The sequence below is a fragment of the Streptomyces sp. NPDC054872 genome, from assembly GCF_053610705.1.
In genome coordinates this window covers 72,910-98,261 of the sequence record NZ_JBSGYY010000003.1, presented here as the reverse complement: position 1 = coordinate 98,261, position 25,352 = coordinate 72,910, and the positions used below count along the sequence as shown (strand labels likewise).

General features: G+C 71.3%; 27 protein-coding genes and 1 pseudogene. 18 read left to right on the top strand and 10 right to left on the bottom strand.

The annotated features are described in order from the left end of the window. Positions 1 to 3: 3 nt before the first annotated feature. Genes ACWGIH_RS04505 through ACWGIH_RS04490 form a run of 4 tightly spaced genes read left to right on the top strand, consistent with a single transcriptional unit; the run spans position 4 to position 2,259 of the window. Complete coding sequence (locus ACWGIH_RS04505) at positions 4 to 741, top strand: 2OG-Fe(II) oxygenase (protein ID WP_453443036.1); 738 nt, start codon at positions 4 to 6, stop codon at positions 739 to 741. After that, complete coding sequence (locus tag ACWGIH_RS04500; RefSeq protein ID WP_453443034.1) at positions 738 to 1,043, top strand: Ada metal-binding domain-containing protein; 306 nt, start codon at positions 738 to 740, stop codon at positions 1,041 to 1,043. The genes ACWGIH_RS04505 and ACWGIH_RS04500 overlap by 4 nt, the downstream gene beginning before the upstream one ends. Continuing rightward, positions 1,040 to 1,603: a hypothetical protein gene (locus ACWGIH_RS04495; protein ID WP_453443032.1), complete on the top strand. Its 564-nt coding sequence runs from the start codon at positions 1,040 to 1,042 to the stop codon at positions 1,601 to 1,603. The genes ACWGIH_RS04500 and ACWGIH_RS04495 overlap by 4 nt, the downstream gene beginning before the upstream one ends. Then, positions 1,600 to 2,259, top strand: a complete 660-nt coding sequence (locus ACWGIH_RS04490) for an alpha-ketoglutarate-dependent dioxygenase AlkB family protein (protein ID WP_453443030.1) — start codon at positions 1,600 to 1,602, stop codon at positions 2,257 to 2,259. The genes ACWGIH_RS04495 and ACWGIH_RS04490 overlap by 4 nt, the downstream gene beginning before the upstream one ends. 22 nt (positions 2,260 to 2,281) lie before the next feature. Here the strand turns inward: ACWGIH_RS04490 and ACWGIH_RS04485 are convergent, their stop codons facing one another. Both ACWGIH_RS04485 and ACWGIH_RS04480 read right to left on the bottom strand, forming a co-directional pair. Next, complete coding sequence (locus tag ACWGIH_RS04485) at positions 2,282 to 2,902, bottom strand: L-threonylcarbamoyladenylate synthase (RefSeq protein WP_453443029.1); 621 nt, start codon at positions 2,900 to 2,902, stop codon at positions 2,282 to 2,284. A gap of 83 nt (positions 2,903 to 2,985) precedes the next feature. After that, positions 2,986 to 3,744, bottom strand: coding sequence for a PP2C family protein-serine/threonine phosphatase (locus ACWGIH_RS04480; RefSeq protein WP_453443027.1), 759 nt, complete (start codon positions 3,742 to 3,744; stop codon positions 2,986 to 2,988). A gap of 176 nt (positions 3,745 to 3,920) precedes the next feature. On the opposite strand from ACWGIH_RS04480, the gene ACWGIH_RS04475 reads away from it, so the two are divergent. The 3 genes and pseudogenes from ACWGIH_RS04475 to ACWGIH_RS04465 all read left to right on the top strand — a co-directional run bounded on the left by ACWGIH_RS04475 (position 3,921) and on the right by ACWGIH_RS04465 (position 7,341). Beyond that, the gene (locus ACWGIH_RS04475) at positions 3,921 to 4,877 is read left to right on the top strand and encodes an AraC family transcriptional regulator (protein ID WP_453443025.1); all 957 of its coding nucleotides are present in this window, start codon (positions 3,921 to 3,923) and stop codon (positions 4,875 to 4,877) included. Between the two features lie 80 nt (positions 4,878 to 4,957). Further along, a pseudogene (locus ACWGIH_RS04470) lies at positions 4,958 to 5,626 on the top strand (dioxygenase family protein); the annotation flags it as partial. Positions 5,627 to 5,805: 179 nt separating this feature from the next. Further along, complete coding sequence (locus tag ACWGIH_RS04465) at positions 5,806 to 7,341, top strand: FG-GAP-like repeat-containing protein (RefSeq protein ID WP_453443023.1); 1,536 nt, start codon at positions 5,806 to 5,808, stop codon at positions 7,339 to 7,341. Positions 7,342 to 7,462: 121 nt separating this feature from the next. Here ACWGIH_RS04465 and ACWGIH_RS04460 read toward each other — a convergent pair whose 3' ends face one another. Next, positions 7,463 to 8,044, bottom strand: coding sequence for a TIGR04222 domain-containing membrane protein (locus ACWGIH_RS04460; protein ID WP_453443022.1), 582 nt, complete (start codon positions 8,042 to 8,044; stop codon positions 7,463 to 7,465). A 215-nt stretch (positions 8,045 to 8,259) separates the two neighbouring features. Here ACWGIH_RS04460 and ACWGIH_RS04455 point away from each other — a divergent pair, with 215 nt between their 5' ends. From ACWGIH_RS04455 to ACWGIH_RS04445, 3 genes are all read left to right on the top strand, one after another. Further along, a complete protein-coding gene (locus ACWGIH_RS04455; RefSeq protein ID WP_453443021.1) occupies positions 8,260 to 9,240 on the top strand; it encodes an ArsR/SmtB family transcription factor in 981 nt (326 codons plus the stop codon). Positions 9,241 to 9,506: 266 nt separating this feature from the next. Then, the gene (locus tag ACWGIH_RS04450) at positions 9,507 to 10,136 is read left to right on the top strand and encodes a peptidoglycan-binding domain-containing protein (protein ID WP_453443203.1); all 630 of its coding nucleotides are present in this window, start codon (positions 9,507 to 9,509) and stop codon (positions 10,134 to 10,136) included. A 126-nt stretch (positions 10,137 to 10,262) separates the two neighbouring features. Next, positions 10,263 to 10,973, top strand: a complete 711-nt coding sequence (locus ACWGIH_RS04445; protein ID WP_453443020.1) for a C39 family peptidase — start codon at positions 10,263 to 10,265, stop codon at positions 10,971 to 10,973. Positions 10,974 to 11,248: 275 nt separating this feature from the next. Here the strand turns inward: ACWGIH_RS04445 and ACWGIH_RS04440 are convergent, their stop codons facing one another. Then, a complete protein-coding gene (locus ACWGIH_RS04440; RefSeq protein ID WP_453443018.1) occupies positions 11,249 to 11,839 on the bottom strand; it encodes an RNA polymerase sigma factor in 591 nt (196 codons plus the stop codon). Positions 11,840 to 11,993: 154 nt separating this feature from the next. Between ACWGIH_RS04440 and ACWGIH_RS04435 the strand changes: the two genes are divergently transcribed. Next, positions 11,994 to 13,037 (top strand): MerR family transcriptional regulator, encoded by a 1,044-nt coding sequence (locus ACWGIH_RS04435; protein WP_453443017.1) that lies wholly within the window; start codon positions 11,994 to 11,996, stop codon positions 13,035 to 13,037. A gap of 751 nt (positions 13,038 to 13,788) precedes the next feature. Here ACWGIH_RS04435 and ACWGIH_RS04430 read toward each other — a convergent pair. Genes ACWGIH_RS04430 through ACWGIH_RS04420 form a run of 3 tightly spaced genes read right to left on the bottom strand, consistent with a single transcriptional unit; the run spans position 13,789 to position 15,857 of the window. Beyond that, positions 13,789 to 14,835 (bottom strand): iron-containing redox enzyme family protein, encoded by a 1,047-nt coding sequence (locus tag ACWGIH_RS04430; protein ID WP_453443016.1) that lies wholly within the window; start codon positions 14,833 to 14,835, stop codon positions 13,789 to 13,791. Continuing rightward, positions 14,825 to 15,193 (bottom strand): CDGSH iron-sulfur domain-containing protein, encoded by a 369-nt coding sequence (locus ACWGIH_RS04425; protein ID WP_453443014.1) that lies wholly within the window; start codon positions 15,191 to 15,193, stop codon positions 14,825 to 14,827. Before ACWGIH_RS04425 ends, ACWGIH_RS04430 begins: the two co-directional genes overlap by 11 nt. After that, positions 15,177 to 15,857 (bottom strand): HemK2/MTQ2 family protein methyltransferase, encoded by a 681-nt coding sequence (locus tag ACWGIH_RS04420; RefSeq protein WP_453443012.1) that lies wholly within the window; start codon positions 15,855 to 15,857, stop codon positions 15,177 to 15,179. The genes ACWGIH_RS04425 and ACWGIH_RS04420 overlap by 17 nt, the downstream gene beginning before the upstream one ends. Positions 15,858 to 16,227: 370 nt before the next feature. Here ACWGIH_RS04420 and ACWGIH_RS04415 point away from each other — a divergent pair, with 370 nt between their 5' ends. From ACWGIH_RS04415 to ACWGIH_RS04405, 3 genes are all read left to right on the top strand, one after another. Continuing rightward, positions 16,228 to 17,532 carry an ATP-grasp domain-containing protein gene (locus ACWGIH_RS04415; RefSeq protein ID WP_453443010.1) on the top strand — a complete coding sequence of 435 codons (1,305 nt, stop codon included), beginning with the start codon at positions 16,228 to 16,230 and terminating at the stop codon, positions 17,530 to 17,532. A 38-nt stretch (positions 17,533 to 17,570) separates the two neighbouring features. Continuing rightward, positions 17,571 to 19,619, top strand: coding sequence for a CocE/NonD family hydrolase (locus ACWGIH_RS04410; RefSeq protein ID WP_453443009.1), 2,049 nt, complete (start codon positions 17,571 to 17,573; stop codon positions 19,617 to 19,619). A 147-nt stretch (positions 19,620 to 19,766) separates the two neighbouring features. Further along, positions 19,767 to 20,123 (top strand): PRC-barrel domain-containing protein, encoded by a 357-nt coding sequence (locus tag ACWGIH_RS04405; protein WP_453443008.1) that lies wholly within the window; start codon positions 19,767 to 19,769, stop codon positions 20,121 to 20,123. 80 nt (positions 20,124 to 20,203) lie between these two features. On the opposite strand, the gene cpt is transcribed toward ACWGIH_RS04405, so the two are convergent. Continuing rightward, positions 20,204 to 20,797, bottom strand: coding sequence for a chloramphenicol phosphotransferase CPT (gene cpt / locus ACWGIH_RS04400; protein ID WP_453443007.1), 594 nt, complete (start codon positions 20,795 to 20,797; stop codon positions 20,204 to 20,206). 111 nt (positions 20,798 to 20,908) lie between these two features. Then, positions 20,909 to 21,421, bottom strand: a complete 513-nt coding sequence (locus ACWGIH_RS04395) for a hypothetical protein (RefSeq protein ID WP_453443006.1) — start codon at positions 21,419 to 21,421, stop codon at positions 20,909 to 20,911. A gap of 105 nt (positions 21,422 to 21,526) precedes the next feature. On the opposite strand from ACWGIH_RS04395, the gene ACWGIH_RS04390 reads away from it, so the two are divergent. The 4 genes from ACWGIH_RS04390 to ACWGIH_RS04375 all read left to right on the top strand — a co-directional run bounded on the left by ACWGIH_RS04390 (position 21,527) and on the right by ACWGIH_RS04375 (position 24,957). Continuing rightward, positions 21,527 to 22,765 carry a 4-hydroxybenzoate 3-monooxygenase gene (locus tag ACWGIH_RS04390; protein ID WP_453443004.1) on the top strand — a complete coding sequence of 413 codons (1,239 nt, stop codon included), beginning with the start codon at positions 21,527 to 21,529 and terminating at the stop codon, positions 22,763 to 22,765. 242 nt (positions 22,766 to 23,007) lie between these two features. Beyond that, positions 23,008 to 23,538, top strand: coding sequence for a YceI family protein (locus ACWGIH_RS04385; protein WP_453443003.1), 531 nt, complete (start codon positions 23,008 to 23,010; stop codon positions 23,536 to 23,538). A gap of 94 nt (positions 23,539 to 23,632) precedes the next feature. Continuing rightward, positions 23,633 to 24,181, top strand: a complete 549-nt coding sequence (locus ACWGIH_RS04380) for an isochorismatase family cysteine hydrolase (RefSeq protein WP_453443001.1) — start codon at positions 23,633 to 23,635, stop codon at positions 24,179 to 24,181. Then, the gene (locus ACWGIH_RS04375; RefSeq protein WP_453443000.1) at positions 24,178 to 24,957 is read left to right on the top strand and encodes a uracil-DNA glycosylase; all 780 of its coding nucleotides are present in this window, start codon (positions 24,178 to 24,180) and stop codon (positions 24,955 to 24,957) included. The genes ACWGIH_RS04380 and ACWGIH_RS04375 overlap by 4 nt, the downstream gene beginning before the upstream one ends. Before the next feature lie 97 nt (positions 24,958 to 25,054). On the opposite strand, the gene ACWGIH_RS04370 is transcribed toward ACWGIH_RS04375, so the two are convergent. Continuing rightward, entirely contained in the window at positions 25,055 to 25,252 is a 198-nt protein-coding gene (locus tag ACWGIH_RS04370; protein WP_453442998.1) for a CsbD family protein, read from the bottom strand. Between the last annotated feature and the right edge of the window lie 100 nt (positions 25,253 to 25,352).

Genomic DNA, 25,352 nt, shown 5'->3' with positions numbered 1-25,352 from the left:
ATCATGATCGACACCACTCACGCGTCGGCAGCCACCCGCGTCGGCGAACGCGTCGCGGCCGGAAACTGGGAGGCGCTGGCCGCCGAGCTCGACGAGCACGGCCACGCCCTCACCGGTCAGCTCCTCACCCCCGAAGCCTGCCGCGACATCGCCGCCCTGTACGACGAGACCGACCGTTTCCGCAGCACCATCGACATGGCCCGGTACCGCTTCGGGTCCGGTCAGTACCGGTACTTCACCCATGAACTGCCCGATGTCGTACGGGAGTTGCGTGAGTCGTTCTATCCTCGGCTGCTTCCCGTCGCCCGCGACTGGGCCGCGAAACTCGGCAAGCCCGCCCCCTGGCCCGACAGCCTGGGGGAGTGGGTGGAGATGTGCCACGCGGCCGGACAGGCGAAGTCCGCCCAGATCCTGCTCCGCTACGGGCCCGGCGACTGGAACGCCCTGCACCGCGACGTCTTCGGCGACATGCTCTTCCCGCTCCAGGTCGTCGTCGGGCTCGACGCCCCGGGGGCCGATTTCACCGGCGGCGAGTTCCTCATGACCGAGCAGCGCCCCCGCGCCCAGTCACGCGGCTCGGCCACGACCCTGCCGCAGGGCCACGCGCTCGTCTTCACGACCCGCGACCGGCCCGTGGCCTCCCGGCGCGGCTGGTCGAACGGGCCGATGCGGCACGGCGTGAGCACCGTCCGCTCCGGACGCAGGCACACGCTCGGCCTGGTCTTCCACGAGGCGGCGTGAACCCCTCGCCGGCCGGGGAAGGGGCGGGCCCGCGGCCGTACAGGCTGTGCGGACCCGACGGAAGGCCGTACCCCAGCAACACACCCGGCACCTTGGGTGGACACCGTCGCGCACGCCTGTACGGCCGCCTCGACTGCCCCTCAGCGCTACGGGCCGTCGCCCGCGGCCCGTACGCCGCCCACCGGGTGTTCTTCCCCGACGAGGCCACCGCGATCGCGGCCGGCTACCGTCCCTGTGCGGTCTGCCTGCCCGCTCAGTACGCTCACTGGAAGGCAGACCCAGAAAGCACCGGCACACCATGAACATCCGCAAGGAGCGGGAAACCTCCCGCTCGCCCCTCGTTGACGCCACCGAGCTGGCCGTCCACGCCGACCTCCCCGCGCCCATCGCGCACACCGAAGCCGAACTCGACGCTCTCATCGGTCTGTTGACCCTGCCGAAGGCGCGGATCGAGACCGTCACGGTCGGCCACAGTCGCGACACGGCGTCCCGGACCGCCGCCGAAGCCCTCACCGCCGCGTGGACGGCCCGCGGCGGCACCGTCCTCGCCACGGTGAGCTGGCCGGAGGCCGCCGCGTCCTGGCTGCGCCCCGCGCACCGGCTGACCGCGGAGCTCCCGGATGCCTGGGTGATGGCCGCCGCGCCCGTCGGGTTCGCCCAGCTGGCCCGCCGCCTGCGCCACTCCACCGACTGGGACCCGGCCCGCACCTACGCCTTCGCCGCCCTGCGGGACTCCCGCGTTCCCGCGCTCGCCGGGGACGACGTACTCCACGGCCTGCGGGGCGCCACCGCCGACGGCGACACCTGGGAGGTACGCCACCGCTGGGTCACCACCCACCTGTCCGCGGAGGTGACGAGGTGAGCGCACTGATCCCCAGGCCCACCCAGGAGATCGCCCCGGGCGCCGTACATGTGCCGGAGTGGCTCACCCTGGGCCAGCAGCGCCAACTCGTCACGGCGTGCCGCGGGTGGGCCACCGGACCCGTGCCGATCCGCCACACCCAGCTGCCGCGCGGCGGGGTCATGTCCGTGCAGACGGTGTGCGTCGGCTGGCACTGGCAGCCGTACCGGTACACGCGGACCGCCGGTGACGTGAACGGCCGACGCGTCGCCGACTTTCCCGACTGGATGGTCGCGCTCGGCCGCCGGGCGCTCACGGCGGCGTACGCGGACGCGTCGGCCGCGGCCGACTACACGCCGGACACCGCACTGATCAACTTCTACGACGGGCAGGCCAGGATGGGCATGCACCAGGACAAGGACGAGCGGTCGTCGGCTCCGGTGGTGTCGCTGTCCATCGGCGACACCTGCGTGTTCCGCGTGGGCAACACGGAGACCCGTACCAAGCCCTACACCGACATCGAACTGGCCTCGGGCGACCTGTTCGTCTTCGGCGGTCCCTCGCGCCACATCTTCCACGGCGTGCCCAAGGTCCACGAAGGCACCGCGGACCCTGCCACCGGCCTGGCCTCGGGCCGCCTGAACATCACGATGCGGGTCACCGGCCTCACCGGCTGACCGGGCGGACCGGGCCGCGTGACTACTCGAAGCGCGAGGTGTCGCCCGCCCCTCGGCGCACGATCTCCGCCTCGCCGCCGGAGAAGTCGATGACCGTGGTCGGGCTCGTGCCGCAGTCGCCGGAGTCGACCACCGCGTCCACCACATGGTCGAGGCGTTCCTTGATCTCCCAGCCCTGGGTCAGCGGCTCCTCCTCGTCGGGCAGGAGCAGAGTGCTGGAGAGCAGCGGCTCACCGAGCTCGGTGAGCAGGGCCTGCGTGACGACATGGTCGGGAATCCGGACGCCGACCGTCTTCTTCTTCGGGTGCAGGAGCTGGCGCGGCACTTCCTTCGTCGCGGGCAGGATGAAGGTGTAGCTGCCCGGCGTGGCCGCCTTGATCGCGCGGAACACATCATTGTCGACGTGCACGAACTGACCCAGCTGCGCGAAGTTCTGGCACACCAGGGTGAAGTGGTGGCGATCGTCGAGGTTGCGGATCCTGCGGATCCGGTCCAGACCGTCGCGGTTGCCCAGCTGGCATCCGAGCGCGAAGCAGGAGTCCGTCGGATACGCGATCAACGCACCGGAGCGGATGCTGTCGGCCACGGTGCTGATGCTGCGCGGCTGGGGATTGTCGGGGTGCACGTCAAAATACTTCGCCATCCGCCGAGCCTACGTGATCGCCTCAGCAGCCCCCGGATCCTCAGCCGCCCCAGGGTGACTCCTGGGCGCCGCGCGTGGCTGCGTCAGTCGTCGTCGACGACCGTGATCAGCGCGAGCGTGATGTTGTCCGGTCCGCCGGCGTCGATGGCGGCCTTCCACAGCTCGAAGACCGCCCGGCCTCCGTCGTGCGCCGCGAGCAGCTCGGCCAGGGTCTCCTCGGGCACGGGGTCGGTCAGGCCGTCGGAGCACACCAAGAAACGTTCACCCCCGACGAGCGGCACCGTGCTGACGTGCGGTGTGATCGCGCTGAACCGGAGGGCGCCGCCGAGCGCCTGCGTGACGATCGACGTGGTGCGCCGGCCGGGCGCGGGCGGCGGGCTGTCGTCGACGCTCACCTGGCGCAGCGTGGCGCTCGCGCCGCCGCCGCTCACGTCGAGCACTCTGCTGTCGCCGACGTTGAAGACCAGCAGCTCCTGTCCGAGGAGCACGACGCCCGCGACCGTCGTCCCCATCGTCGTCAGCTCCGGGTCGCGTTCGGCGGCCTCGTACACGGCGTGATTGCAGGCGTTCAGCGCGTCGTGCACGGCCTGCTCGCCGTCCAGCGAGGGGCCGAGCGCCGCCAGCTGCCGCACGACGAGGCCGCTGGCCACCTCGCCGCCGGGCTGACCGCCGATGCCGTCGGCGACCGCGACGACGAGGGGGTTGCCGAGCGGGAACCCCAGGGTCTGCGGGTTCTCGGTCATCGTCCCGCACAGCGTCCATGGGCCGACGGCCAGACTGTCCTCGTTGTGGTCGCGTACGAGCCCGGGGTGGCTCAGTGCGGTGACGGTGATGTAGGGCATGTGTGGGTCGCCTCTCCGCAACGGCGGGCGTGTTCCGCAAGACCATTGTCACGCCGTGAGCCGCTCCCGGCTCAGCGGCGGACCGTGGCCGCCCCCTGCCCGGCGGAGGGCGCGCGTGCCATGGTGGGGGGTCGGCTGGTCTGGACCAGTCTCCGGTCGTGGTGAGGAGCGTACGCATGCGCGGCACAACGGTTCTGCCCGGCGAGGGGAACAGCGGGTTACCCGGGGAGGAGGGCATGCCGACGCACCGCCTGGAAGTGCCCATGCCCAACGCGCTGCCGTTCGCCATCGGCACCTTCGACACCATCGGTCCGATGGCGCGGGCGTCGTTCCCGCACCGGCACACCTTCCACGAGATCGTGCACGTCACCGGCGGCACCGGCGCGCACGTCGTCGACCTGACCCGCTTCGCCCTGCGGCCGCCGAACCTGTGCTTCGTCGCCCCCGGCCAGGTCCACCACTGGGAGAACGTCACCGGTCTGGAGGGGAGCGTCATCCTCTTCACCGACGACTTTCTCCTGGACCATCCCGCCGACCTTCACGCGCTGCGCGGCCTCGGGCAGTGCTCCTGGGCCGAACTCCCCGACGAGGAGGCCGACCGGACCGCGCGCCTCGTCGCCGACCTCGACGGTGAGTACCGTGCGGGCGCCGACGGATTCCAAGGCGTGCTGCGGGCCCTGCTGCACGTCCTGGTGGTGCGGGCGGCGCGGCTGCCCGCGCGCCGGCCCGCTGCGGCCCCGCCCGCCCCGCGCACTCGGCCGGGCTCCGTGGCCGCGCGGTTCCTGACCTTGCTCGGCAGCCCCGATGGCTCCCTGCGGTCGGTGCGCGCGTGCGCACGGCACCTGGGCGTCTCCGAGGGCTACCTCAGCGAGGCGGTCAAGGCGTCCACCGGCCGCACGCCCGGCGAACTGATCCGGCAGACGCGGGTGCACGAGGCCAAACGCCTGCTGCTGCGTACGGAGTTGTCGGTACGTCAGGTCGCGGCCCGGGTCGGCTTCGGTGACCCCGCCTACTTCTGCCGTTTCTTCCGCCGCGAGACCGGCGCGAGCCCCGGGGACTTCCGGCGCGGCGTCGGCGATATTCACCACGACCACCGACTTGAGTCCATCGCCCGGGCCCGGCCGCCCGCATAGCTTCGGAGCCGATCCGGAACCCACCCCACCCCCCTTCAGGAGGAGCGATGGAGAGCGAGATCGGCACGGCAGGGGACGGCATGCGTGACGACGACGGAGCCGGCCCGGCCAAGGAACAGCGCGACGGCGGCGGCCCAAGCCGCAAGACCGTCCTGAGAGCGGCAGCCGCGGTCGGCATGGCCCTGCCGGTGGCCCTGATGGGGGTCCCCGCCCTGGCCAGGACCGCGGGCGAACGCGGAGTGGCGCCGGAGGCGACCCCGGCCTGCGACGACGGTGACGACCCGACGCCCCCGCAGATGGAGGGACCGTACTTCAAACCCAACTCGCCCCGGCGCACCTCACTCCTCCAGCCCGGCACCCCGGGTGTGCGGCTCACCGTCACCGGCTACGTCTTCGGGAGCGCCTGCCGGCCCATACCCAGGGTCCTGCTGGACTTCTGGCAGGCCGACACCTACGGAACGTACGACAACAGGGGCTTCCGCTTCCGGGGCCACCAATTCACCGACGAGAACGGTGCGTTCAGGCTCACCACGATCGTGCCCGGCCTCTATCCGGGCCGCACCCGGCACCTGCACGTCAAGGTCCAGGCCCCGGGGCGCCCGGTCCTCACGACCCAGCTGTACTTCCCCGGTGAACCGCGCAACAACACCGACCCGATCTTCGACGCGCGGCTGCTCATGAACGTACGCACCGTCGGCAACACGAAGGAGGCGGACTTCGACTTCGTCCTGAACGTGCCGCAGCAGCCCTGACCGCGCGACGGCTGAGCGGCAAGAAGTGGCGCAGGGCGCGGAGGGGCACCGTGGCGTGCAGTGGGGCGCCGTACAACCTTTGGTGCACGTGAGGGGTCAAGTGTTCGGCCGGCATGAACCGGCGGTGAAATCCGCCGGGCAGCCACCCAACCGCACTCCGAACCAAGGGAATCCGTATGTCGCGAGCCAACCAGCACGCCGTCGGTCGCCGCGCCCGCCGCGCCCTGCCCCTGATGGCCGCCTCCCTGCTCGTGGGCAGCGGCCTCTCGGCCCTGGCCATCGGGCAGGGCAGCGCCTGGGCGGCCGCACCGGACGCCGACACGGGCCGTGCGAGCGCCGCCGCGAAGGTGACGGACGACCTCAACGGCGACGGCTATGACGACCTCGTCGTCGGCGCCCCGGGCGGCACCGTCTCCGGCAAGGCCAAGGCCGGGTACGTCGTCGTGACCTACGGCTCCAAGGACGGTCTCGACCCCGCCGACAAGAAGGTCATCAGCCGCTCCACGAGCGGCGTGCCCGGCGCGGCCACCGCGAAGCAGGAGTTCGGCAGGCACTTCACCAAGGCCGACCTGGACCAGGACGGGTACGCGGACCTGGTCGTCGGCACCGGTGTCGCCGGTGGGGGTTCGGTGATCCTGTGGGGCTCCGAGAGCGGCCCGACGAGCGCCACCGCGGTCAGCACCTTCGGATTCGCCCCGCAGGCCGGGGACTTCGACGGTGACGGCACCACCGACCTGGCGCTGTTCGACCTGGTGGGGTCGCACGGCGACGACCCGGTGACGCAGAAGGCCCGGCTGTGGAAGGGGCCCATCGCGCGCACCGGCGCCCCGGCCGCCACCCTCGACTTCATGGACAAGTCCCACTGGTGGACTTACGAGAGCGAGGAGCGCCCCTACCCGGGCTGCCGCGAGCAGCCCGAGATCTGCGTCGACGGACCGCTCTCCGTCAAGGGCCCGGTGATCCCGAAGGCCGTCGGCGACATCAACGGCGACGGCCGCTCCGACATCGCCGTCAACGACTACTCCGGCGACGGCACCTGGACCAACAGCATCCTGTACGGCAGCCCCACCGGCTTCAAGCGCGGTGATGCCACGGGGGCAAGGGGGCAGCTCGGCATCGGCGACATCAACGGCGACGACTACGACGACCTGGTCGTCGGCGAGAGCGGCTACGGCGAGGCCGAGTCCAAGGTCACGGTCACCTACGGCTCGGCGGACGGACTGAGGCCCGAGGTCCAGGAGTTCGACCAGGGCCTGCCCGGCATTCCCGGAGCCGAGGAGGAAGGCGACCGCTTCGGCAGCTCCGTCTCCGTCGGTGACGTGACGGGCGACGGCTTCGCGGACATCGCGATCGGTGTCGTGGGCGAGGACGTCAAGACCGTCAGCGACGCGGGCGCCGTCGTGCTGGTGCGGGGAAGCGCGAACGGCGTGACCGGCACCGGCGCCCAGGCCTTCCACCAGGACACCGCGGACATCCCCGGAGTCGCCGAGGCCGACGACCAGTTCGGCGCGGCCTCGGCGCTCCTCGACGTCACGGGAGACGGACACCGCGACCTCGCGGCGTCATCCGCACGGGAGAACGCCCAAGCGGGTGCGATCTGGTCACTGCGCGGCACCTCGACCGGCCTGACCGCCACGGGATCCGTCGCCTTCGGCCCCAAGGACGTCGGGGCCCCGGACGCCGCGGCGATCTTCGGCAGCACCCTGCGCTAGGTGTGTCGTACTGACACAAAGAAAATCTTGGGTGCATGGGGCTCAAGTGAGCCCCCGCGTGCGGTGGATGACAGGTCGTCATCCATCGTGCGCGGGCCCGTCCCGTCCGTTGCTAACCTCGCTAGTCGCCACCCCCACCGCCCCCGCCCCCGCAGCCGGAGTCCGCGTGATCGGAGCCCGCATCGCGGTCCAGGGCGTTGCCCATGCGGATCATGGCCCGGCCGAGGCCGGACGGAACGAACTGCGCCTCCGTGACGGCGCGTCGGACCGTGCCGTGCGGGAGAACCTCGGGCCCGGCGAACACGTGGCCGGGGAGGGTTCCCTCCTCCTCGGCCGTCTGGAGCCGCTGCTTGCCGACCCGGGTCAGCTGGTGCCGGGACCGGGTCACCAGGCCCCACTCCGCGAGCCGGTCGCCGATCTCCGCCACCTCCGGGGACCCGCGCAACTCCGCGCACACCGAGGCGGAACCCCGACTGGTGGGGCACGCCGCCAACAGGGCGCGCTCGACCGGATGCTCGGGTGTCTCGTCGCCCACGGCGCACACGCGTGACGCCCTGAGCCTGAGCAGCCCGCGCTCGGCGAGCCCGATCATCGCGCACTCCACCACGCGTCGTGGCCCACCCGCCAGATAGGCGATCTCGTACGCGTCAAGGGCCCTTCGTGCTGCCACCGCCGTCGTGGCCCGCTTGAAATACACCCGCATGCCCCCACCCCCTCCGGACACCCCGTCTTGCGCCTGTGGTGCCCGACGCCGGGAGCGCGCACCCCTCTCCCGCGCCCCTTCAGAGCAAAACTTGAGGGTCGCGGCACCATCCGTCTCCCTTGACAGCAACCGCCCCACGGAGATGGCCTTGAGCCCTGCCGCGCGGCGACGCGGCGGCCACGGAACCGGGCACGGGGCACAGGGGGAGAGGGCCATTGCTGCGGGTGTACTTCACGGCCGAGGACCTGGCACGGGTGCGGGTCGCGTCGGGGCCGGACTTCCTCTGGGAGATCAGCAACAGTGTCCAGACGCTGCAACGGCGTGACGGGGCACGGGTGTTCGGGGACTGGCGCCGCTGGGCGAGGCCGCGCCTCTCGGACAGTTGCCGCCTCCTGTCGCCCCTCCTGCCGCCGCACGGCTCCTCCCCGGACTTCCTCACCCCCACCCAGGGTGAAGGCGAGACGCTCCAGGCGGCGGTCGACACCCTCGTGCGCACACCTCGCCCACGCCTGCGCACCGATCTGACGCGGGTGGCCGCCTCGCGTCGGCTGCCGGACTGGACGGAGTCGCTCGCGCAAGGAGATGCCGCCGCCTTGCGGCAGTTGGGGCGAGCTCTGCACACGTACCATCTGGAAGCGCTCGCGCCGTTCTGGCCCCGCATCCATGGCCAGATCGACGCGGACCGCATCATCCGCCTGCACAGCCTCCTCGACGGCGGGACCGACGGCCTGCTCGCGGGCCTCGGGCCGCAACTGCGCTGGCGCCCACCGGTGTTGGAGGCCGACTATCCGGTGGATCAAGAGCTGCGTCTCGACGGCCGGGGGATCACCCTGCAGCCCTCGTTCTTCTGCTGGCCCACGCCCGTCACGCTCGCCGACGGCGAACTGCCGCCCGTCCTGGTGTATCCCATCGACCACGCGCTCGACTGGACCCACCCCACACCCGCCGACCGCCCGGACGACGGCGCCCTCGGGCCGCTCGTCGGGCACACACGCGCCGCTGTCCTCAAGGCGGCGCGCACCGGCTCCTCCACGGTCGAGCTCGCCCGTCTGCTGGCGGTCACCCACCCGGCGATAAGCCAGCACGTCAAGGTGTTGCGCGCGGCCGGCCTGCTGACCACCGTCCGCAGGGCGGGGCGGACGCTTCATGTCGCCACCGCGGAGGGACGCGCGCTGCTGCGCAGTTGCGGGGCGTAAGTCTGGGCTTTCATTGATTGCTTCTGGCATGGGCATGCAAGGAAGCTGACCGGGCTGTTGCACACGCATCCCCCCACCGCGTTGCGCCCCGACACCCTGCTTGCGCGCCGTTCAACGCGCGTCCACATGTGAATTTCCGCGCACGGAACGCGCACGGCACGCGCACGGCAGCCGGGACGCCTCGACGATCCGATGAAGGAGTGGCGTTGCGCACTACTCGTACCCTCCCCCTCACCCGTCGCGCCGCCGTGGCCGCGTCGCTCGCCCTGGCCGGCACCCTCTGCGCCGTGCCCGGCATCGCGCAGGCCGCCGCGTCTCCCACGGCGCCCGCGGCGGCATCCTCCGGGCACGGCCTGAAGTGGTTCCAGGAGCGCCATGGCCTGCCCCGCACCGGCGCGGTCGACGACGCGACCGCCAGAGCCCTGCGGCAGGCACCCGACGCCGAACTGCGCCGCACGTTCCGGACGGCCGCCGACCTCGGGCCCGAGGAACTCGCCAACGCACGCACCGTCATCGGTGTCGGCAAGGGGGCGCAGATCCCCGAACAGGGCCTGGTCATCGCCCTGATGACGGCCATGCAGGAATCGAAGTTCGTCAACTACCTGACACCGGTGGACCACGACTCCCTGGGAATCTTCCAGCAGCGCCCGAGCACCGGCTGGGGCACTCCGGAGCAGATCACCGATGTCGCCACCTCGTCCAAGTCCTTCTACGGAGTGGCCCCCTTCGGCAGCAACCCGGGCCTGATCCAGATCGCCGGCTGGCAGACGATGCCGCCGGGTGACGTCTGCCAGGCGGTCCAGGTCTCCGCCTACCCCGACCGCTACGCGCAGTGGGAGCAGTTCGCCCGCGATCTGCTCGCCCAGGAAGGGCCCACGGTCCCGCCGATTCCCTGACCCTGCCCCGCATGCGGTCGGCAGGGCTTGCACCTCGCCCCCCCGCCCCCATACGCCACCGCGCCCGCCCCCCCTCACGCCGTTCACACCCCTCGCACCCCCACACCCCTCACGCCAGGAGTCCGTATGCGCAAGAGACTTGTCTCCACAGCGATCGCCGTTGCCGCCGTCGGCGCGCTCGTCACCCCGGCCGCCGCCCAGGCGCAACCCGCGCACCCGCACAGCGTGTCCGTCCTCGCCGAAGGCTCCGAGGCCGGGACCGCGGTCGTCAGCGGACGGAACGAACCCGGCACCCGGCTGAGCATCGGCGGTGCGCGGACCAAGAGCGCACACACGCTCCCGGTCGACTACCAGGTTCAGGAGACCGGCTACTGGTGCGGCCCCGCCGCCACCCGCATCGCCCTGTCCGCGCGGATCGCCCCGCCGAGCCAGGGCGCTCTGGCGGCCCAGCTCGGCACCACCGAGGCGGGCACCGATCACATCAGTCAGGTGACCGGCGTGCTCAACGCCAACCTCGGCACCGGCTGGTACGAGACCAAGGAGATGCCGAACGATCCGCCCACGCAGGCCCAGAAGGACCTGTTGTGGAACGACATCGTCCTGGACATAGACAACAACTACCCGCTGGTGACCAACATCGTGGCCCCGCCCGGCAACCAGCCGCCCGGCTATCCCTCGGACCAGACGATCTACCACTACTTCACCGTCATCGGCTACGACGACGCGAACCGCACCGTCCTCATCGCCGACCCCGCCTCCTTCGGCGGCAACCAGATCTACTGGCTCTCCTTCGAACAGCTCGCCACCCTCATCCCGCCGAAGGGGTACGCCGCCTGATCCGTGAGCCGAGTGCGGTGAGCGGAGTGCCGTGAGCCGGATGCCGCGAGCCGGCGACTGTGGGTGGCGCCACCGACACATGCGCCACCCACAGCCCGCTCGGTCGCCGTCTCGGGGGTGACGGCGACAGCCTCAGCGGCACCGACTCCGCTGAGGCCGAACAGGAAGCAGGGTCCGGGCGGTCCTGCCGACCTCAGGCACAATGACGGTCACGACGAGCTACCCACTGCTTCCGTCGCGAGCGGGCGCTTGGATGCACCCCGGGGCAAGATTCTTCAGCGGTCCTCCCGCACGTCCTCCAGGCGCAGGCGCAGACTGTTGATGCCGCGCCGGGCATGGCTCTTGACCGTGCCGAGCGGCCAGCCGGTGCGTTCCGCGATCTGCGGGTGGGTCAGGTCCTCGTAGAACGACAGGCGCAACACCGTTCGCTGTGGGCCCGGGAGCCTTGCCAACTCCTGGGCAAGGAGCGTCCGGTCGACCGTCGAGTCCATGCCCTCGTGGACGCCGTGATCCATCGTGGCGAACTGGGCCACCGCACCCTCGACGAGCGCCGCCCGCCGGGTGCGCGCGCTGAGCGCATCCGCGATCGTGTGCCGGGTGATGCCCGTCAACCAGGCGGTCACCGTGCCGAGTTCGGGACGGTAGCCCGCCCGGCCGCGCCATGCCGCGAAGAACACCTGCTGCGTGATGTCCTCCGCCTCGCGGCTGTCGCCGAGCGCGCGCTGGGCGAGGGCGTGCACCAGCGGCCCCCACCGGCGGTAGACCGCCGCGAGACTCGCCTCGTCTCCACCGGCGAGGCCTCGGGCCAGGTCTGTGGTCCGCTCCCTGACGGGGGCTCGCACCGGCTGTGGCACCAGTGTGCTCATCGGCGTGTCGTCAGCTCCTTCCGGCGATCGCAATCGCCGTACGAACGAACGGAATCGGGCAGTCGCGCCGTCGCTCCGGCCGCGATCCGGTCATCCTGGAAACAGCTGCTCCGGCACGGCAACTCGCATCGGTTGTGCGTCGTATCGTGGCCGGATGAGCCAGGGGAAACGCGGCGATCAGGGCAGCGAATCGGTCGGCACCGGAGTCACCACCGGCGCTCTGGCACGGCGGCTGGGGGTGTCACCGACGACGCTACGGACCTGGGACCGCAGGTACGGCCTCGGTCCTGCCCGGCGCGATCCGGGTCACCATCGCCGCTGGTCCGAGCGGGACGTCGCCATGGTGGAGGAGATGGGCCGCCTCACGTCCTCGGGGGTGCCGCCTGCCGAGGCCGCTCATCTGGCGCTGAAACTGCTCGATCCCGGCGTGGACTCGGGAACTCCGCCCGGCCCGGCCGCCGTACCGCGGCCGAGGCGGCGGGCACGTCAGGCGGCGTCGTCCCCCGACGCGTTCGTCCGCCGCCGGCGGGGCCTGTCGCGTGCGGCCGTGCGGCTCGACGCGCCCACCATGCAGGAGCTGCTGAACGACGCGGTGGAGAGCCACAGTCTGGTCACCGCGTGGCAGGAGGTGATGGTGCCGACGCTGCACGCGGTGGGCCGCAAGTGGGAAGAGGCCGGTGACCGCTACGTGGAGGTCGAGCATCTGCTCTCCTGGCACGTCTCGCGTACCCTGCACCGCTGGTCCATGGCGCCCACGGCTCCGGCCCCGCCGAGCGGGCCCGCCGCGAACGCGCCGCTGGTGCTGGCCTGCGTACCGGGCGAACAGCATTCGCTCCCGCTGGAGGCGCTCAGCGCGGCGCTGGGTGAACTCGGCGTCCCGCAGCGGATGTTCGGCGCCGCCGTGCCGGTCGAGGCGGTCTCGTCCGCCGTGCGCAGGACGGGCCCGGCCGTCGTGGTCCTGTGGGCACAGGCCCGCTCGACCGCGAGCGTCCCGCTGGCCCGCCACATCGCCGAGACCCGCTGGGGGGTACGAGGCGCCCGCGGACGCCCCGCGGTCATGCTGGCGGGCCCCGGCTGGGCGGGCCCGGCGGTACGCGGCGCGCTACGACCCAACAGCCTGCCCGAGGCGTTGACCCAGATCGGCAGGGTGCGTGGCGAGGCCGCGGCTGACCGTGGGAGGGCGCCGGTCCGGGGGTGACGGGCTGCGGCTGTCGGCGGGGCTGCGGCTGACCGTGGGAGGGCGCCAGTCCGAGTGACGGCCTGCTGCTGTCGGCGGCGTTGCGGGCCATCTGCTTGCGTGAGGCGTTGGCGCAGATCGGCAGGTGTGCGGGCGGGGCTGGGGCTGATGGTGGGGCGGCGTGAGTCGGGGGTGACGGCCTGCTGCTGTCGGCGGGGCTGCGGTCCATCTGCCTGCGCGAGGCGCTGGCTCAGATCGGCAGGTGTGCGGCTGCCCGCGATGGGCGTGAGTTGGGGTGGGGTGTCAGGTTGCTGTTGTCGGCGGCACACTGCGGCCTGGCTGCTTATGCGAGGCGTTGGGTCGGACTGGCAGGGTGCGCGGCGAGGCCGCGGTTGGCCGTGAGGCAGCGGGAGGTCGGGCGTGTCAGGCTGCTGTCGTCTGCGGCGCTGGGGCCTGACTGCTTGCGTGAGGCGTTTGTTCGGTTCGGCGGGGTGCGCTGCGCGGCCGCGACCGACCGTATGACGGCATGAGCCGGGGGTGACGGCCTGCTGCCGTCGGGGGCGTTGCGGGCCACCTGCCTGCGCGAGGCGCTGGCTCGGAGCGGCCGGGTGTGTACCCGGCCGCGGCCGACCGTGGCGTGGCCTGAGGCCTCGGGGGCGTCAGCTCGGCAGGCTGGGGGCGCCTTAGGCCGTGGCGCGCCCAGCCGTGGGGTGTCCCGGAGCCTCAGGCCGCGTGGTGGGGCGTTCCGGACCGTGCGGCGCGTGCCGGAGGATCAGGCCGTTGGCGTCAACGGTGTGCGCAGGGCGCTTCGGTCCTCGGGCCAGGCGGCCAGGAGTCGTGCGCCCAGGCGGTCCTCCAGGAAGTCCGTGGCCTCGATGCCGAAGACCACGTCGGACTCCAGGCCGGGTTCGCTCGCGAGCAGGCCGCCGATCACGTCGCGACGCACCACCTGCTCGTGCACGGCGTCAGCCTCCACGTGTTCGTCGTAGAACCGCTCGGCCGCCTTGCCGGCACCGCACTTGCGCATGGCCTTGGCGAGCCGTCGCGAGCCCGGGGACGACGTCACCTCCACGGCGGCGAAATGCCCGACAAGGGCTCCGCGCAGCGCCCGGTGCAGGCCGAGCAGGGACATCAGATTGACCGTCGCGAGCGCCTCCGCCGGGGCCGCGTCGAGGTAGTGGCCGTAGGCGGTCTCCAGGCCGAGGTCCCGCATGAGGTCGGCGTAGAGCCGTGCGTGGATGTCCTCGGCCCGGCCCGCGCCGAACTCGTCGAACTCGACGGCCACCATGCCCGCCTTGGCCCGGCCGTGCAGCCGGGGGATCACCCAGGCGTGCGGGTCGGCCTCCTTGAGGTGGTACAGCGAGCGCAACGCCGCGTACTCCCTGAGCTGCCACAGCTCGCCGTCGCGTTGCAGATGGTGGCTGACGCTGGTGGGAACGTGACCGACCGGCTCCAACTGCAGGTCGGCCAAGGCGCGTTCGGCGCTGTCGGTGGAGCGGCAGTTGGCCCGCAGCGCGCCGAGGAAGCGTCCCTCGAGCGCGCGGCGCAGCCCCAGCAGCTCGGGATCCCATTCGAGGTCCTCGCGGACCTCGTCGAAGCCCTGGTAGTGCAGCTCGTAGAGCGTGTAGAGAGCGAGCTGGAGGTCGTCCCCGTAAGGGTCGGCGTCATGCGTGTCGAGGGAGAGCGGCCCCGAACTGCCGCCCGCCCGCAGCGTGTTGATGACGAGCCCGGACAGCACACCGCGGGGCTCGGGCAGGGCGGGGCTCGTGTGGCGCGACTCGCGGAGACCGTCGAGGAGCGTCTGGTTCTCAGCGGGCATCGGGTGCTTCCTCCCCCTTGGTGTTCTCGTTGCCGGACGAGCCGGACGAGCCGGACGAGCCGTCGGAGTCGTCTCGTCGGTGGCAGTCGTCGGAGTCATCGGCGCGTCCGGCGTCCTCGGGCTTCACGCGGCGGCGGTGGCTCGTGTCGCACCACGGGTAGGCGCGGCTACGGCGACAGGTACAGATCGCGGTGGTGAAGCGCCGGGAAGCGATGACACTGCCGTCCTCGGCGACGACCTCCACAGGTCCCTCCACGAGCAGCGGCCCCTCGGGGTCGATCGTGACGCGGCGCGGCCGTGGGTCCCGCGACAGCCGGTCCTCCGCCCCGGCCGGCGCGGGTTCAGGTGCGTTCGGCACGGATGACCACCAGTTCTTCCATGTCCTCGTCGCCCAGCAGCCCCTGCCTGCGCAGGAAGGCCCGGCGTGAGCGCAGGACGGGCCCGAACGGAATGAGCGCGCGGTCGGAGACCGAGGCCTCAAGGCCGGCCTTGGAGAGCCGGGACAGTGTGGCGTCGGTGTCGCACAGCGCGGAATGGACCATGAGCAGCACACCTCCGGGGCGCAGCACCGCGGGCGCCGCGTCGCAGATGCGGTCGACCAGCGCGCGGCCGTCCTGTCCAGCGTCCCAGGAACGCGCCGCTCCGCGCCGCGGCAGCCGCCCCGAAGGAGAGGGCACATACGGGGGATTGCTCGCCACGAAGTCGTAGGACCGCCCCGGAACGGCGGATGTGAGGTCACCCCGCAGGACGGTGATGCGCTGCCGTGCCGCCAGCGCGTTGAGGCGGGCGGTCAGAACAGCACGCCGGGCGATGTCCACCGCCGTCACCCGGGCACCGAGCCGCGCCGCGTGGACGGCGAGCGCGCCGCTGCCGGTGCCGAGGTCCAGCAGGTCCGTGCCGGGGCCGATGGCCTCGCGGCACAGAGCGCGAGCGAGCAGACCCGTGTCGTCCTGCGGCGCGTAGACCCCGGGAAGGGTCATCAGGTGTCCCGGGGCCGCGCCGGCGGCTGTATCGGTGACCATCACGCACCTCCGGTGATCGCGGAGCCGGCCGGACGATGTCCCTCCTGGTCCGGCCCTCTCACCACACTCCGCTGTTCCCGCACCTGCCACCACTCGAGTGGTGACGCGCAGTGACGAGACGGACCGACCACGTGTCTCTCTGGCCTCATGGGTTCCTCGGCTGCTCGGGGCTCGCTCCCGCGACTGTCGATCTCCCAGGTGCCCAGCGAAGAAGGGTGCACACGTGCGGGCCGGCTGGAGCCGACGGCTCGGGATCCGAGGCCCGGCGTGGTGAGGAGAGGTCGCGATTGCGCCACTGTGACCTGGGTACGCGGCCATCCCAGCCATTCAGCGGACCAGCCGCCGGCACCCAGGACACGGAAAGGGCGCCATGCCACTCAACATCTTCGTACTCGGCCTGGACGAGGCCAATCTGCCGACGCTGCGCGCGGTCCCCGACGCGGCGGACTACGTCTTCCACCCCCTCCTGACAGTGGACGAGCTGCAGAGTGGCGAGGTGTCCGTCCCCGCATTGCTGGCCGAGGCGGAGCGGACACTCGACGCGTTCGACGGCCACATCGACGCGATCGTCGGCTACTGGGACTTCCCCGTCAGCACGCTCGTGCCGATCCTCAGCGAGCGCTACGGGACGCGAAGCACCAGTCTGGATTCCGTGGTCAAGTGCGAGCACAAGTACTGGAGCCGCCTGGAACAGCAGCGGGTCACCGACGCGCATCCGCCGTTCGGGCGGGTCGACATGGACAGCGCCGACCCCAAGCCTCCCGAGGGCATGGACTTCCCGATGTGGCTCAAGCCCGCGCTGTCGTATTCCTCGGAGCTCGCCTACGGGGTCGACGACCAGGCCGAGTTCACCGAAGCGGCCGACCGCATCCGGCAGGGGATGGGACGCATCGGCCGTCCGTTCGAGGACATACTCGCCCGCGTCGAGCTGCCCCCGGAGATGGCCGACGTGGGCGGCCAGGTGTGCCTCGCCGAAGGCACGCTGAAGGGCATCCAGGTCGCGGTCGAGGGGTACGTCCACGAGGGCGAGGTCACCGTCTACGGCATCCTCGACTCGATCCAGTACCCGGACTCGTCGTGCTTCCTGCGCCACCAGTACCCCTCCACCCTCCCCGGGCCCGTGCTCGAGCGGCTGCGGGACGTGTCGGAGCGGGTGATGCGGCAGATCGGCATGGACGCGGCGACCTTCAGCATCGAGTACTTCTACGATCCGCGGACCGACGCGATCAACCTCCTGGAGATCAACCCGCGACACTCCCAGTCGCACGCGGAGATGTTCGAGTACGTCGACGGCGTGCCCAACCACCACTGCATGCTGAGCCTCGCCCTCGGCAAGGACCCCCAACTGCCTTACCGTCAGGGCCAGTACGCCACGGCAGCCAAGTGGTACTACCGCTGGTTCGCCGACGCCACCGTGCACAACGTCCCCTCCCGCAAGGACATCGAGAGCATCGAGCGCCGCATCCCGGGCGTGCGCATCGACGTGGTGGTCGAGGAAGGGCAGCGGCTGTCCGACGCGTCCGAACAGGACAGCTACAGCTACGAGTTGGCCCACATCTTCACGGGCGGGGAGAGCGAGGAGGACATGCGGGCCAAGTACGACCAGTGCGTGGCGGCCCTGGGCCTGACCTTCGACGAGGCAGAGCCCGGCGGCCGCGACACGACGAACGACTGAACGGCGAACACCCCCGCAACACGAAGGAGCGTCTCGGCTTGCGCTACGTGAGCGACCTTCCGTACGAGACCAAGGAAGAGGAGAACGTCACCATCCCCGTGGCGGACGGCACACTCCTCTCGGCCCGCATCTGGCGGCCGACGAACTCCGACCAGGAACCCGTCCCCGCGGTCCTGGAGTACATCCCCTACCGGCAGCACGATCTGACCGCCGAGCGCGACTCCATCCATCACCCGTACATCGCCGGGCACGGATACGCGTGCGTCCGTGTCGACATTCGCGGCACCGGCGACTCCGAGGGCGTGCTCAAGGACGAGTACCTGGAGCAGGAGCAGACCGACGCCGAGGACGTCCTGGCCTGGCTCGCCGACCAGCCCTGGTGCGACGGCACCACCGGCATGATGGGGATCTCCTGGGGCGCCTTCGCCGCGCTCCAGGTCGCCGCGCGGCAGCCGGAGAGCCTGCGCGCCATCGTCATCGCGTCCTTCACCGACGACCGGTACGCCGACGACATGCACTACATGGGCGGCGCCCTCCTGTCGGACAACCTCGCCGAGGCGGGCACGATGTTCGCCTACGGCACCATGCCCCCGGACCCGGCGACGGTGGGGGACCGGTGGCGCGACATGTGGCACGAGCGGATGGAGGGCACCCGCCCCTGGGTGCTCGAGTGGCTCAAGCACCAGCGCCGCGACGACTACTGGCGGCACGCCTCGGTCTGCGAGGACTACCAGGCCGTACGCTGCCCCGTCCTCGCGTCGAGCGGCTGGGCGGATGGCTACTCGAACGCGGTGACGCGTCTGCTCGGCAATCTGGACGTGCCGCGCAAGGGTCTGATCGGCCCCTGGTCCCACAAGTTCCCGCACCTCGGTGAGCCGGGCCCCGCCATCGGCTACCTCCAGGAAGTGGTGCGGTGGTGGGACCACTGGCTGAAGGGCGTCGACAACGGCGTCATGGAAGGGCCGATGCTGCGGACGTGGATGCAGGACAGCGTGCCGCCCTCCACGTCGTACGAGGAACGTCCCGGACGCTGGGTGGGGGAGCCGTCCTGGCCGTCCCCGCACATCACTCCCGTCAAGCGTCGCCTCACGCGCCACGGGCTCTCCGCGCCGCTCACGGCTGAGGAGGCTTCGGCCGGCGATGCGGGTCCGGACGAGGGTCTTTCCGTCCAATCACCGCTGTCCGTAGGCCAGTTCGGCGGGAAGTGGGCCTCCTACAACGCACCCCCCGACCTGCCCTACGACCAGCGTGAGGAGGACGGCGGCTCGCTGGTCTTCCAGACCGACCCGCTGACCGAGCGCACGGAAATCCTCGGCTCACCCAGCGTCGAACTCGACCTGAGCGTCAACCAACCCGTGGCCATGGTCGCGGTCCGGCTGTCCGACGTGGCGCCCGACGGCAGCGCCACCCGTGTCAGCTACGGCCTGCTCAACCTCACCCGCAGCGAGGCCCACGGTGATCCGCGTCCCCTCGAACCCGGGCGCCGTTACCGCGCGACCATTCCGCTCAACGGCGTCGCCCAGGCCTTCCCGCCGGGGCACCGCATCCGTGTGTCCCTGTCCACCTCGTACTGGCCGCTGGCCTGGCCGCCGCCCAAGCCGGTGCTCCTGACCGTGTACGAGACGTCGAGCACCCTGACGCTCCCGGTCCGCCCGATGTCGGAGCCCGATGCCCTGCCGGAGGAGCCGTTCGACGAACCGGAAGGCACGCGGCCGCGGTCTCCCGTCCAGTTGTCCGCCCCCGAGGAGCGCTGGCAGGTCAAGCGTGACCTGGTCGACTACTCCGCGGAGCTGGAGATCGTCAAGGACCGGGGGACGGTGCGTCTCGAGGACATCGGCCTCGACGTCGGCCGCCGGGCCTACGAGCGCTACACCTCCAAGGCCGAGGACTTCACCTCGGCGGCCGGCGAGTCGGCCTGGACGATGTCCTTCCGGCGCGACGACTGGGACGTACGGGTGGAGACCCGCACGGTCCTGAGCTGCGACGAGGAGCACTTCCGGGTGGACGCCACCCTGGACGGTTACGAGGGTGAGCGGAGGGTTTTCTCGCGCACCTGGAACGAAACCGTGCCCCGCGACTTTCTGTGACACCGCGGCGGAATGAGCTGGGGTGAGACGGCCGGAAGTTTCTGTTTGGCCTCCACGCGGCAGGGCACCCGTTGCGATGGAGGTTGATCATCTCCTCCCGCCATGTGAATCCCCGTTGTTCGGGGAAAACGAATTGAGGAGTTCTCGATGAGCAACGAAATCTGGAGCTACGCTCCCACCGCCGGGCATGGCCCGGACGCCGATCTGACCGGTTACAAGGTCGAGGCCGCCGACGGCCACATCGGCAAGGTCGACAAGCACTCGAACGAGGTCGCCAACCAGTACATCGTGGTCGACACCGGAGTGTGGATCTTCGGCAAGGAGGTGCTGCTGCCCGCGAGCACCGTCACCGCCATCGACCACGAGGCGCGGAAGATCCTCGTCTCGCGCACCAAGGAGCAGATCAAGGACGCTCCGGAGTTCGACAAGGAAAAGCACCTGGGTGACCCCTCCTACCGTGACCAGCTCGGCGGATATTACGGCGGTCTTGGTCCGGGGCATTGACCTTGTCGGTGGCGTGAACATTCCGCCCCATTGACACCGGTGGCGTCCGAGGCAGCACCTGCCTCGGACGCCACATGCGTTTATGCGGGCTTTCGTGGATGAACCGGTTCGGCGCAATTCATGTCCGCCGGTGTTTTCGCTCGGCGGACGCGGGCGGCGATGGCCCGGGCGCATTCCAGGGATTCGGTGTGCGTCGTGTCCACTTCCATGTCGTAGAGCACGCCGTGGTGGACCAATTCGGCCTGGGACGCGGCCATCCCGGCGACTCGGTCGCCCCGTGCCGTCTCCCGGCCCGCGGCGACCGTGCTGTCGCAGCGGACGCCGACCCACAGCACCCCGACATCACCGAGGGCCTTCCGCCATCGATCCTGGGACGCCGGACCGCCGAGGAAGACCTCGTCGACGATGATCCGGGCTCCGGCGCGGGCCATCGACGCGATCCCCTCGATCCACGCCGCCTCCAGCGTCCGGAACTCGGGGCCGACGGCCACCGTGCCGTCATCGGCGAACTCGATTCCCTCTGCACCGGTCCGCATGGACGCGGGCATGGCGTCCACCAGCGTGTCGCAGCCGAAGGCCAGCCACGGATCAGGCAGCACTGCCTGCAGGCACCGCGCGATGCCGGATTTCCCGGAGCTGGACCCGCCGTTGAGAACGATCACTTGAGTGGTCACGGCGCCAGAGTAGGAGCCTCACCGCGACACCGGAAACGGATTTCGTCGGCCCCGTCCCGGGTGTTGTTCGCGACCCGGCCGGTCAGCGGATGCAGTGGGCGATCCGCCCGGTCAGCCTGTGCCGTCGTACGGGCTGACGCGTCGGTATGCGGCCCGCGCGTGGAGCACCCGGCCCGCCGTCGTGCCGACAAGGGCCGCGGCCAGCAGGCACGTGATCCACTCGGGGTCCCGGTGTCCGGCCCAGGAGATCTCACCGATGGGATGCGCGGCGAAGAAGTTCAGGAGCATCCAGCACAACAGGGCCGTCCCCGGCGCCGCGACGAAACGGCCCCGCACCCCGAGGAGCGCGGCCAGCACCGAGAGGGCCGCGAGCGCGATCCCCGTCCGGTCGAGCGCACCGAGCAGATCGAGCACCGTCACCAGCACGAAGGCGCCCGCATAGGCGCCCGTCCAGATGAAGGGCGTGGCCACGGGTTCGGGAACGACCCGCGCGCCTTGGGCGATGTACCGCCACTCCATCACCATCGTTTCCTCCCCACCGCCGGCCCGCCGGGGCGCCGCTGCCCCGGGGACGTCCGTGACCGGCGCCTCCCGCAACGAGACGACGCGCCGGAGATCGGGCACGGGCGTGGTCCCGGGCAGATTGTCGCACCACATCCGATGACCGCCGCCCGGCCGGGCGCCCGACCGGTGGTCTCCCGCTCGTCGTGTCCGCGTCATAATTTCCGGATGAACCTCGCCTCGGCTCCCCAGCCCTCGGCTCCCCAGACCCCCGCGCCCCGACGGCGTGCCCGCGTCGTCGTCGTGGGAGCCGGACCGGCGGGCCTCACCGTCGCCAACATCCTCCGTGCCGCCTCCGTCGACTGCGTGGTCCTGGAGACGGAGAGCAGGGAGTTCATCGAGCAGCGGCCCCGCGCGGGCTTCATCGAGGAATGGGCCGTACGCGCCCTGGAACAACGGGGCCTTGCCGACCGATTGCTGGCCCACGCGCGGACGCACGGCGAGTGCGAGTTCCGCTGGGCGGGGCAGCGCCACCGGTTCGCGTACGGAGAGCTCTCCGGGCACCGCCACTTCGTCTACCCCCAGCCCCTGTTGGTGACGGATCTCGTGGCCGCCTACGCCGACCGGGCGGGCGGTGACATCCGCTTCGGCGTACGCGACGTGGAACTGCACGGCGTCGACACGGACCAGCCCTCGGTGTCGTACACCGACCCGGAGACGGGCCGGCGCCTGCACATCGAGTGCGACGCCATCGCGGGCTGCGACGGCGCGCGCGGCGTGACGCGTACCTACGCCGCGGCCGAGCGGGCCACGGTCGCCCGGCACGACTACGGCATCGGCTGGCTCGCGCTCCTGGCACAGGCGCCGCCGTCCTCGGACTGCGTCGTCTTCGGCCTGCATCCGCGCGGCTTCGCGGCCCACATGGCCCGAAGCCCCCAGGTCACCCGCTACTACCTGGAGTGCCCGCCCGGCGACGACCCCGAGAACTGGCCGCACGAGCGCGTCTGGTCCGAGCTGCACGCCCGTCTCACGGTGGCGGGTGCGCCGCCGCTCACCGAGGGGCCACTGATCGAGAAACGCGTCCTCGACATGCACAACTACGTGGTGGAACCCATGGCGTTCGGGCGGCTGTACCTGGCGGGCGATGCCGCGCACCTCGCCGCGCCGATCGCGGCGAAGGGCATGAACCTGGCCCTCCACGACGCCTTGGTGCTCGGTGACGCACTCGTCGCCTACTGCGCGGAAGGGGACGACAGCGCTCTGAGCGGCTACTCGGAGGCCTGCCTGCCGAAGGTGTGGCAATACCAGGAGTTCTCCCGGTGGCTCTCGGAGCTGCTGCACGGGGCATCGTCGGGTGACCCCTTCCAGGCGGGCATCGCTACCGCCCGGCTGCGCAGGATCCTCGGCTCACCGGCGGCCGCGGCCGCGTTCGCCGAGCTCTACATCGGTAAGGGCGCCGACGGCTGAGGCCCGGAGCGGGACAGGTGCGCGCGCAACGTCGCGGCGAACTCCTCGGCCCGCACCAGCCGCGTACGCAGGTCCCGCACCGCCACCGGTTCCTCGCGATCCGCACCCGACGCGGGACATTTGTACCGGGAGACCGGCGACATCCGGATCTGCCCCGCGCCCCGCACGGCAAGCACGCTGAGGGGAGTACCGCGGGGTGTCCGAGCCACCGTGGACGGCAGCAGAGGGAGGCGGCTGAGGTCATGGTCCTGTCGAGTCCGACAGAGCAGAGCGTGCCGAGGAGCGGTACGTACGAGATCGACGCGGCGGCTTCGACGGTGCGATTCCGGACACGCACGGTCTTCGGCCTCTTCCCGGTCCGGGGCACCTTCGGCATCAGCCGGGGGCAGATCACCGTGACCGACCCCGTCGGCGCGTCCTCGGTGGACGTCACGGTCGCGGCGGCCTCGTTCGACTCCGGCCTGGAGCGCCGCGACCGGCACGTCACGTCCGCCGACTACCTCGACGCGGCCACGCACCCGGAGATCGCGTTCCGCAGCCGACAGGTGACGCGGTCCGCGACGGGCACGGCGGTGCTCCAGGGAGAGTTGACGGTACGAGGCGTCACGCGGCCCGTGGCCGTCACGGTCGGGACGGTCGAGCTGGAAGGACGACGCCTGACCGTCGAGGGCACGGCCACCGTCGACCGCTACGCGTTCGGCGTGACCACGGCGAAGGGCATGACCGGCCGCCGCCTGGACATCCACCTCGCGGTCGAAGCGGTCGCCGGCTGATCAGCCGGCCCCGGTGAGGCCGTGCGGCAGGCGCGAGTGCGCTCCAGGGCGGGGCGTCCGTGGATACGGATGCGGCGCGTGATGGACTCGGAGCATGGCTGTAGAGGCTCTCATCGTCATCGACATGATCAACATGTACGACCACCCCGATGCGGAAATCCTCCGTAAGTCGGTCGAGGAAGTCCTGCCCAACGTCCGCAGACTGATCGAACGGGCGCGGGAGGAGGACGTCGTGGTGATCTACGCCAACGACAATTTCGGGCAGTGGCGCTCGCACCACGACGAGCTGCTCGACATCGTCCTGAGCGGCCCGCACGCCGATCTGGTCGCGCCGATCCGGCCCGCGGACGACTCGCTCTTCGTGGTGAAGGCCCGGCACTCGATCTTCTACGACACCCCTCTGGAGTACCTGCTCCGCCAGCGCGGCATCGAGTCCGTGCTCCTGTGCGGTCAGGTGACCGAGCAGTGCGTCCTCTACTCGGCGCTCGACGCGCACATCAGGCACCTGGGCGTCATGGTGGCCGAGGACGCCTGCGCGAGCATCCACGGTGACCTCGCCGCGGCCGCGCTGCAGATGATGGAACGGAACATGCAGGCACGCCTGGTCCGCTCCACCGACGAGGCGCTGTTCGGGTCCGCATGAACCCGCTGGACGAACTGGACGCACGTGTCACGGGGTGCTCCGCCTGCCCCCGCCTCGTCGAGTGGCGGGAGGAGGTGGGGCGGGTCAAACGGGCCGCCTTCATGGACTGGACGTACTGGGCCCGGCCGGTGCCCGGCTTCGGGCCGCCCGATGCCTCCATGCTCGTCATCGGTCTCGCGCCCGCGGCGCACGGCGGGAACCGGACCGGCCGGATGTTCACGGGCGACCGTTCCGGAGACGTCCTCTACCGGGCGATGTACGACCTGGGCCTCGCGTCGAGCCCGCTCGCGGTGTCCGTCGACGACGGCCTGACGCTGCGCGGGGTGCGGGTGACCTCTCCGGTGCACTGTGCGCCGCCCGAGAACAAGCCGACCCCCGGCGAGCGCGACACGTGCAGGCCGTGGCTCGTACGGGAGATGGAGTTGCTGGGGCCGCGGCTGCGGTCCGCCGTGATCCTGGGGGCGTTCGGCTGGCAGGCCGCCCTCCCGGCGTTCACGGCGGCGGGCTGGCGCGTGCCGAAGCCCCGGCCGCGGTTCGCGCACGGAGCGCGGGTGACGCTGGAACGTGAGGACACGGAGAAGACCGGAGGGCGCTCAACGGCTGTCGCATCCGGGGAAGCCCCGCCGGGCCCTGTCACCCTGTACGGCTGCTTCCACGTCAGCCAGCGGAACACGTTCACCGGCCGGTTGACCCCGGACATGCTCAAGGACGTCCTGCGGGAGGCGGCGGGCGAGGCGGGCATCGCGCCGTACGCACCGGCGGACGGGCAGGGCTGACCGGCGCGGCAGTCGCCACCGGTTGCCTCGGCCGCCTTCGACGTGGAACGGCGGAAGCCCCCGCACGGGAGTGGGCGGGGGCTTCAGCGGAGTCTGGTCAGGCGTCGCGGTCGCGGTGCTTCATGGAGTCGCGCGCGTCCTCGGCACGGTCACGGGCGCCGCCCATGGCCTTCTTGGCCTCGCCCTTCGCCTGGTCCATCTTGCCCTCGGCCTGCTTGCCGCGGTCGCCGGTGACCTTGCCGGTCATCTCCTTGGCCTTGCCCTTCATCTTGTCCATGCCGCCCTTGTCAGCCATGACCACTCCTTTGTCGGTACAGCGCCCACCGATGTCACACACGGTGTGGGCCTCTGCTTTCAACGTAAGCGGGACATGGACACCTCGCCCGTCCAGCCGT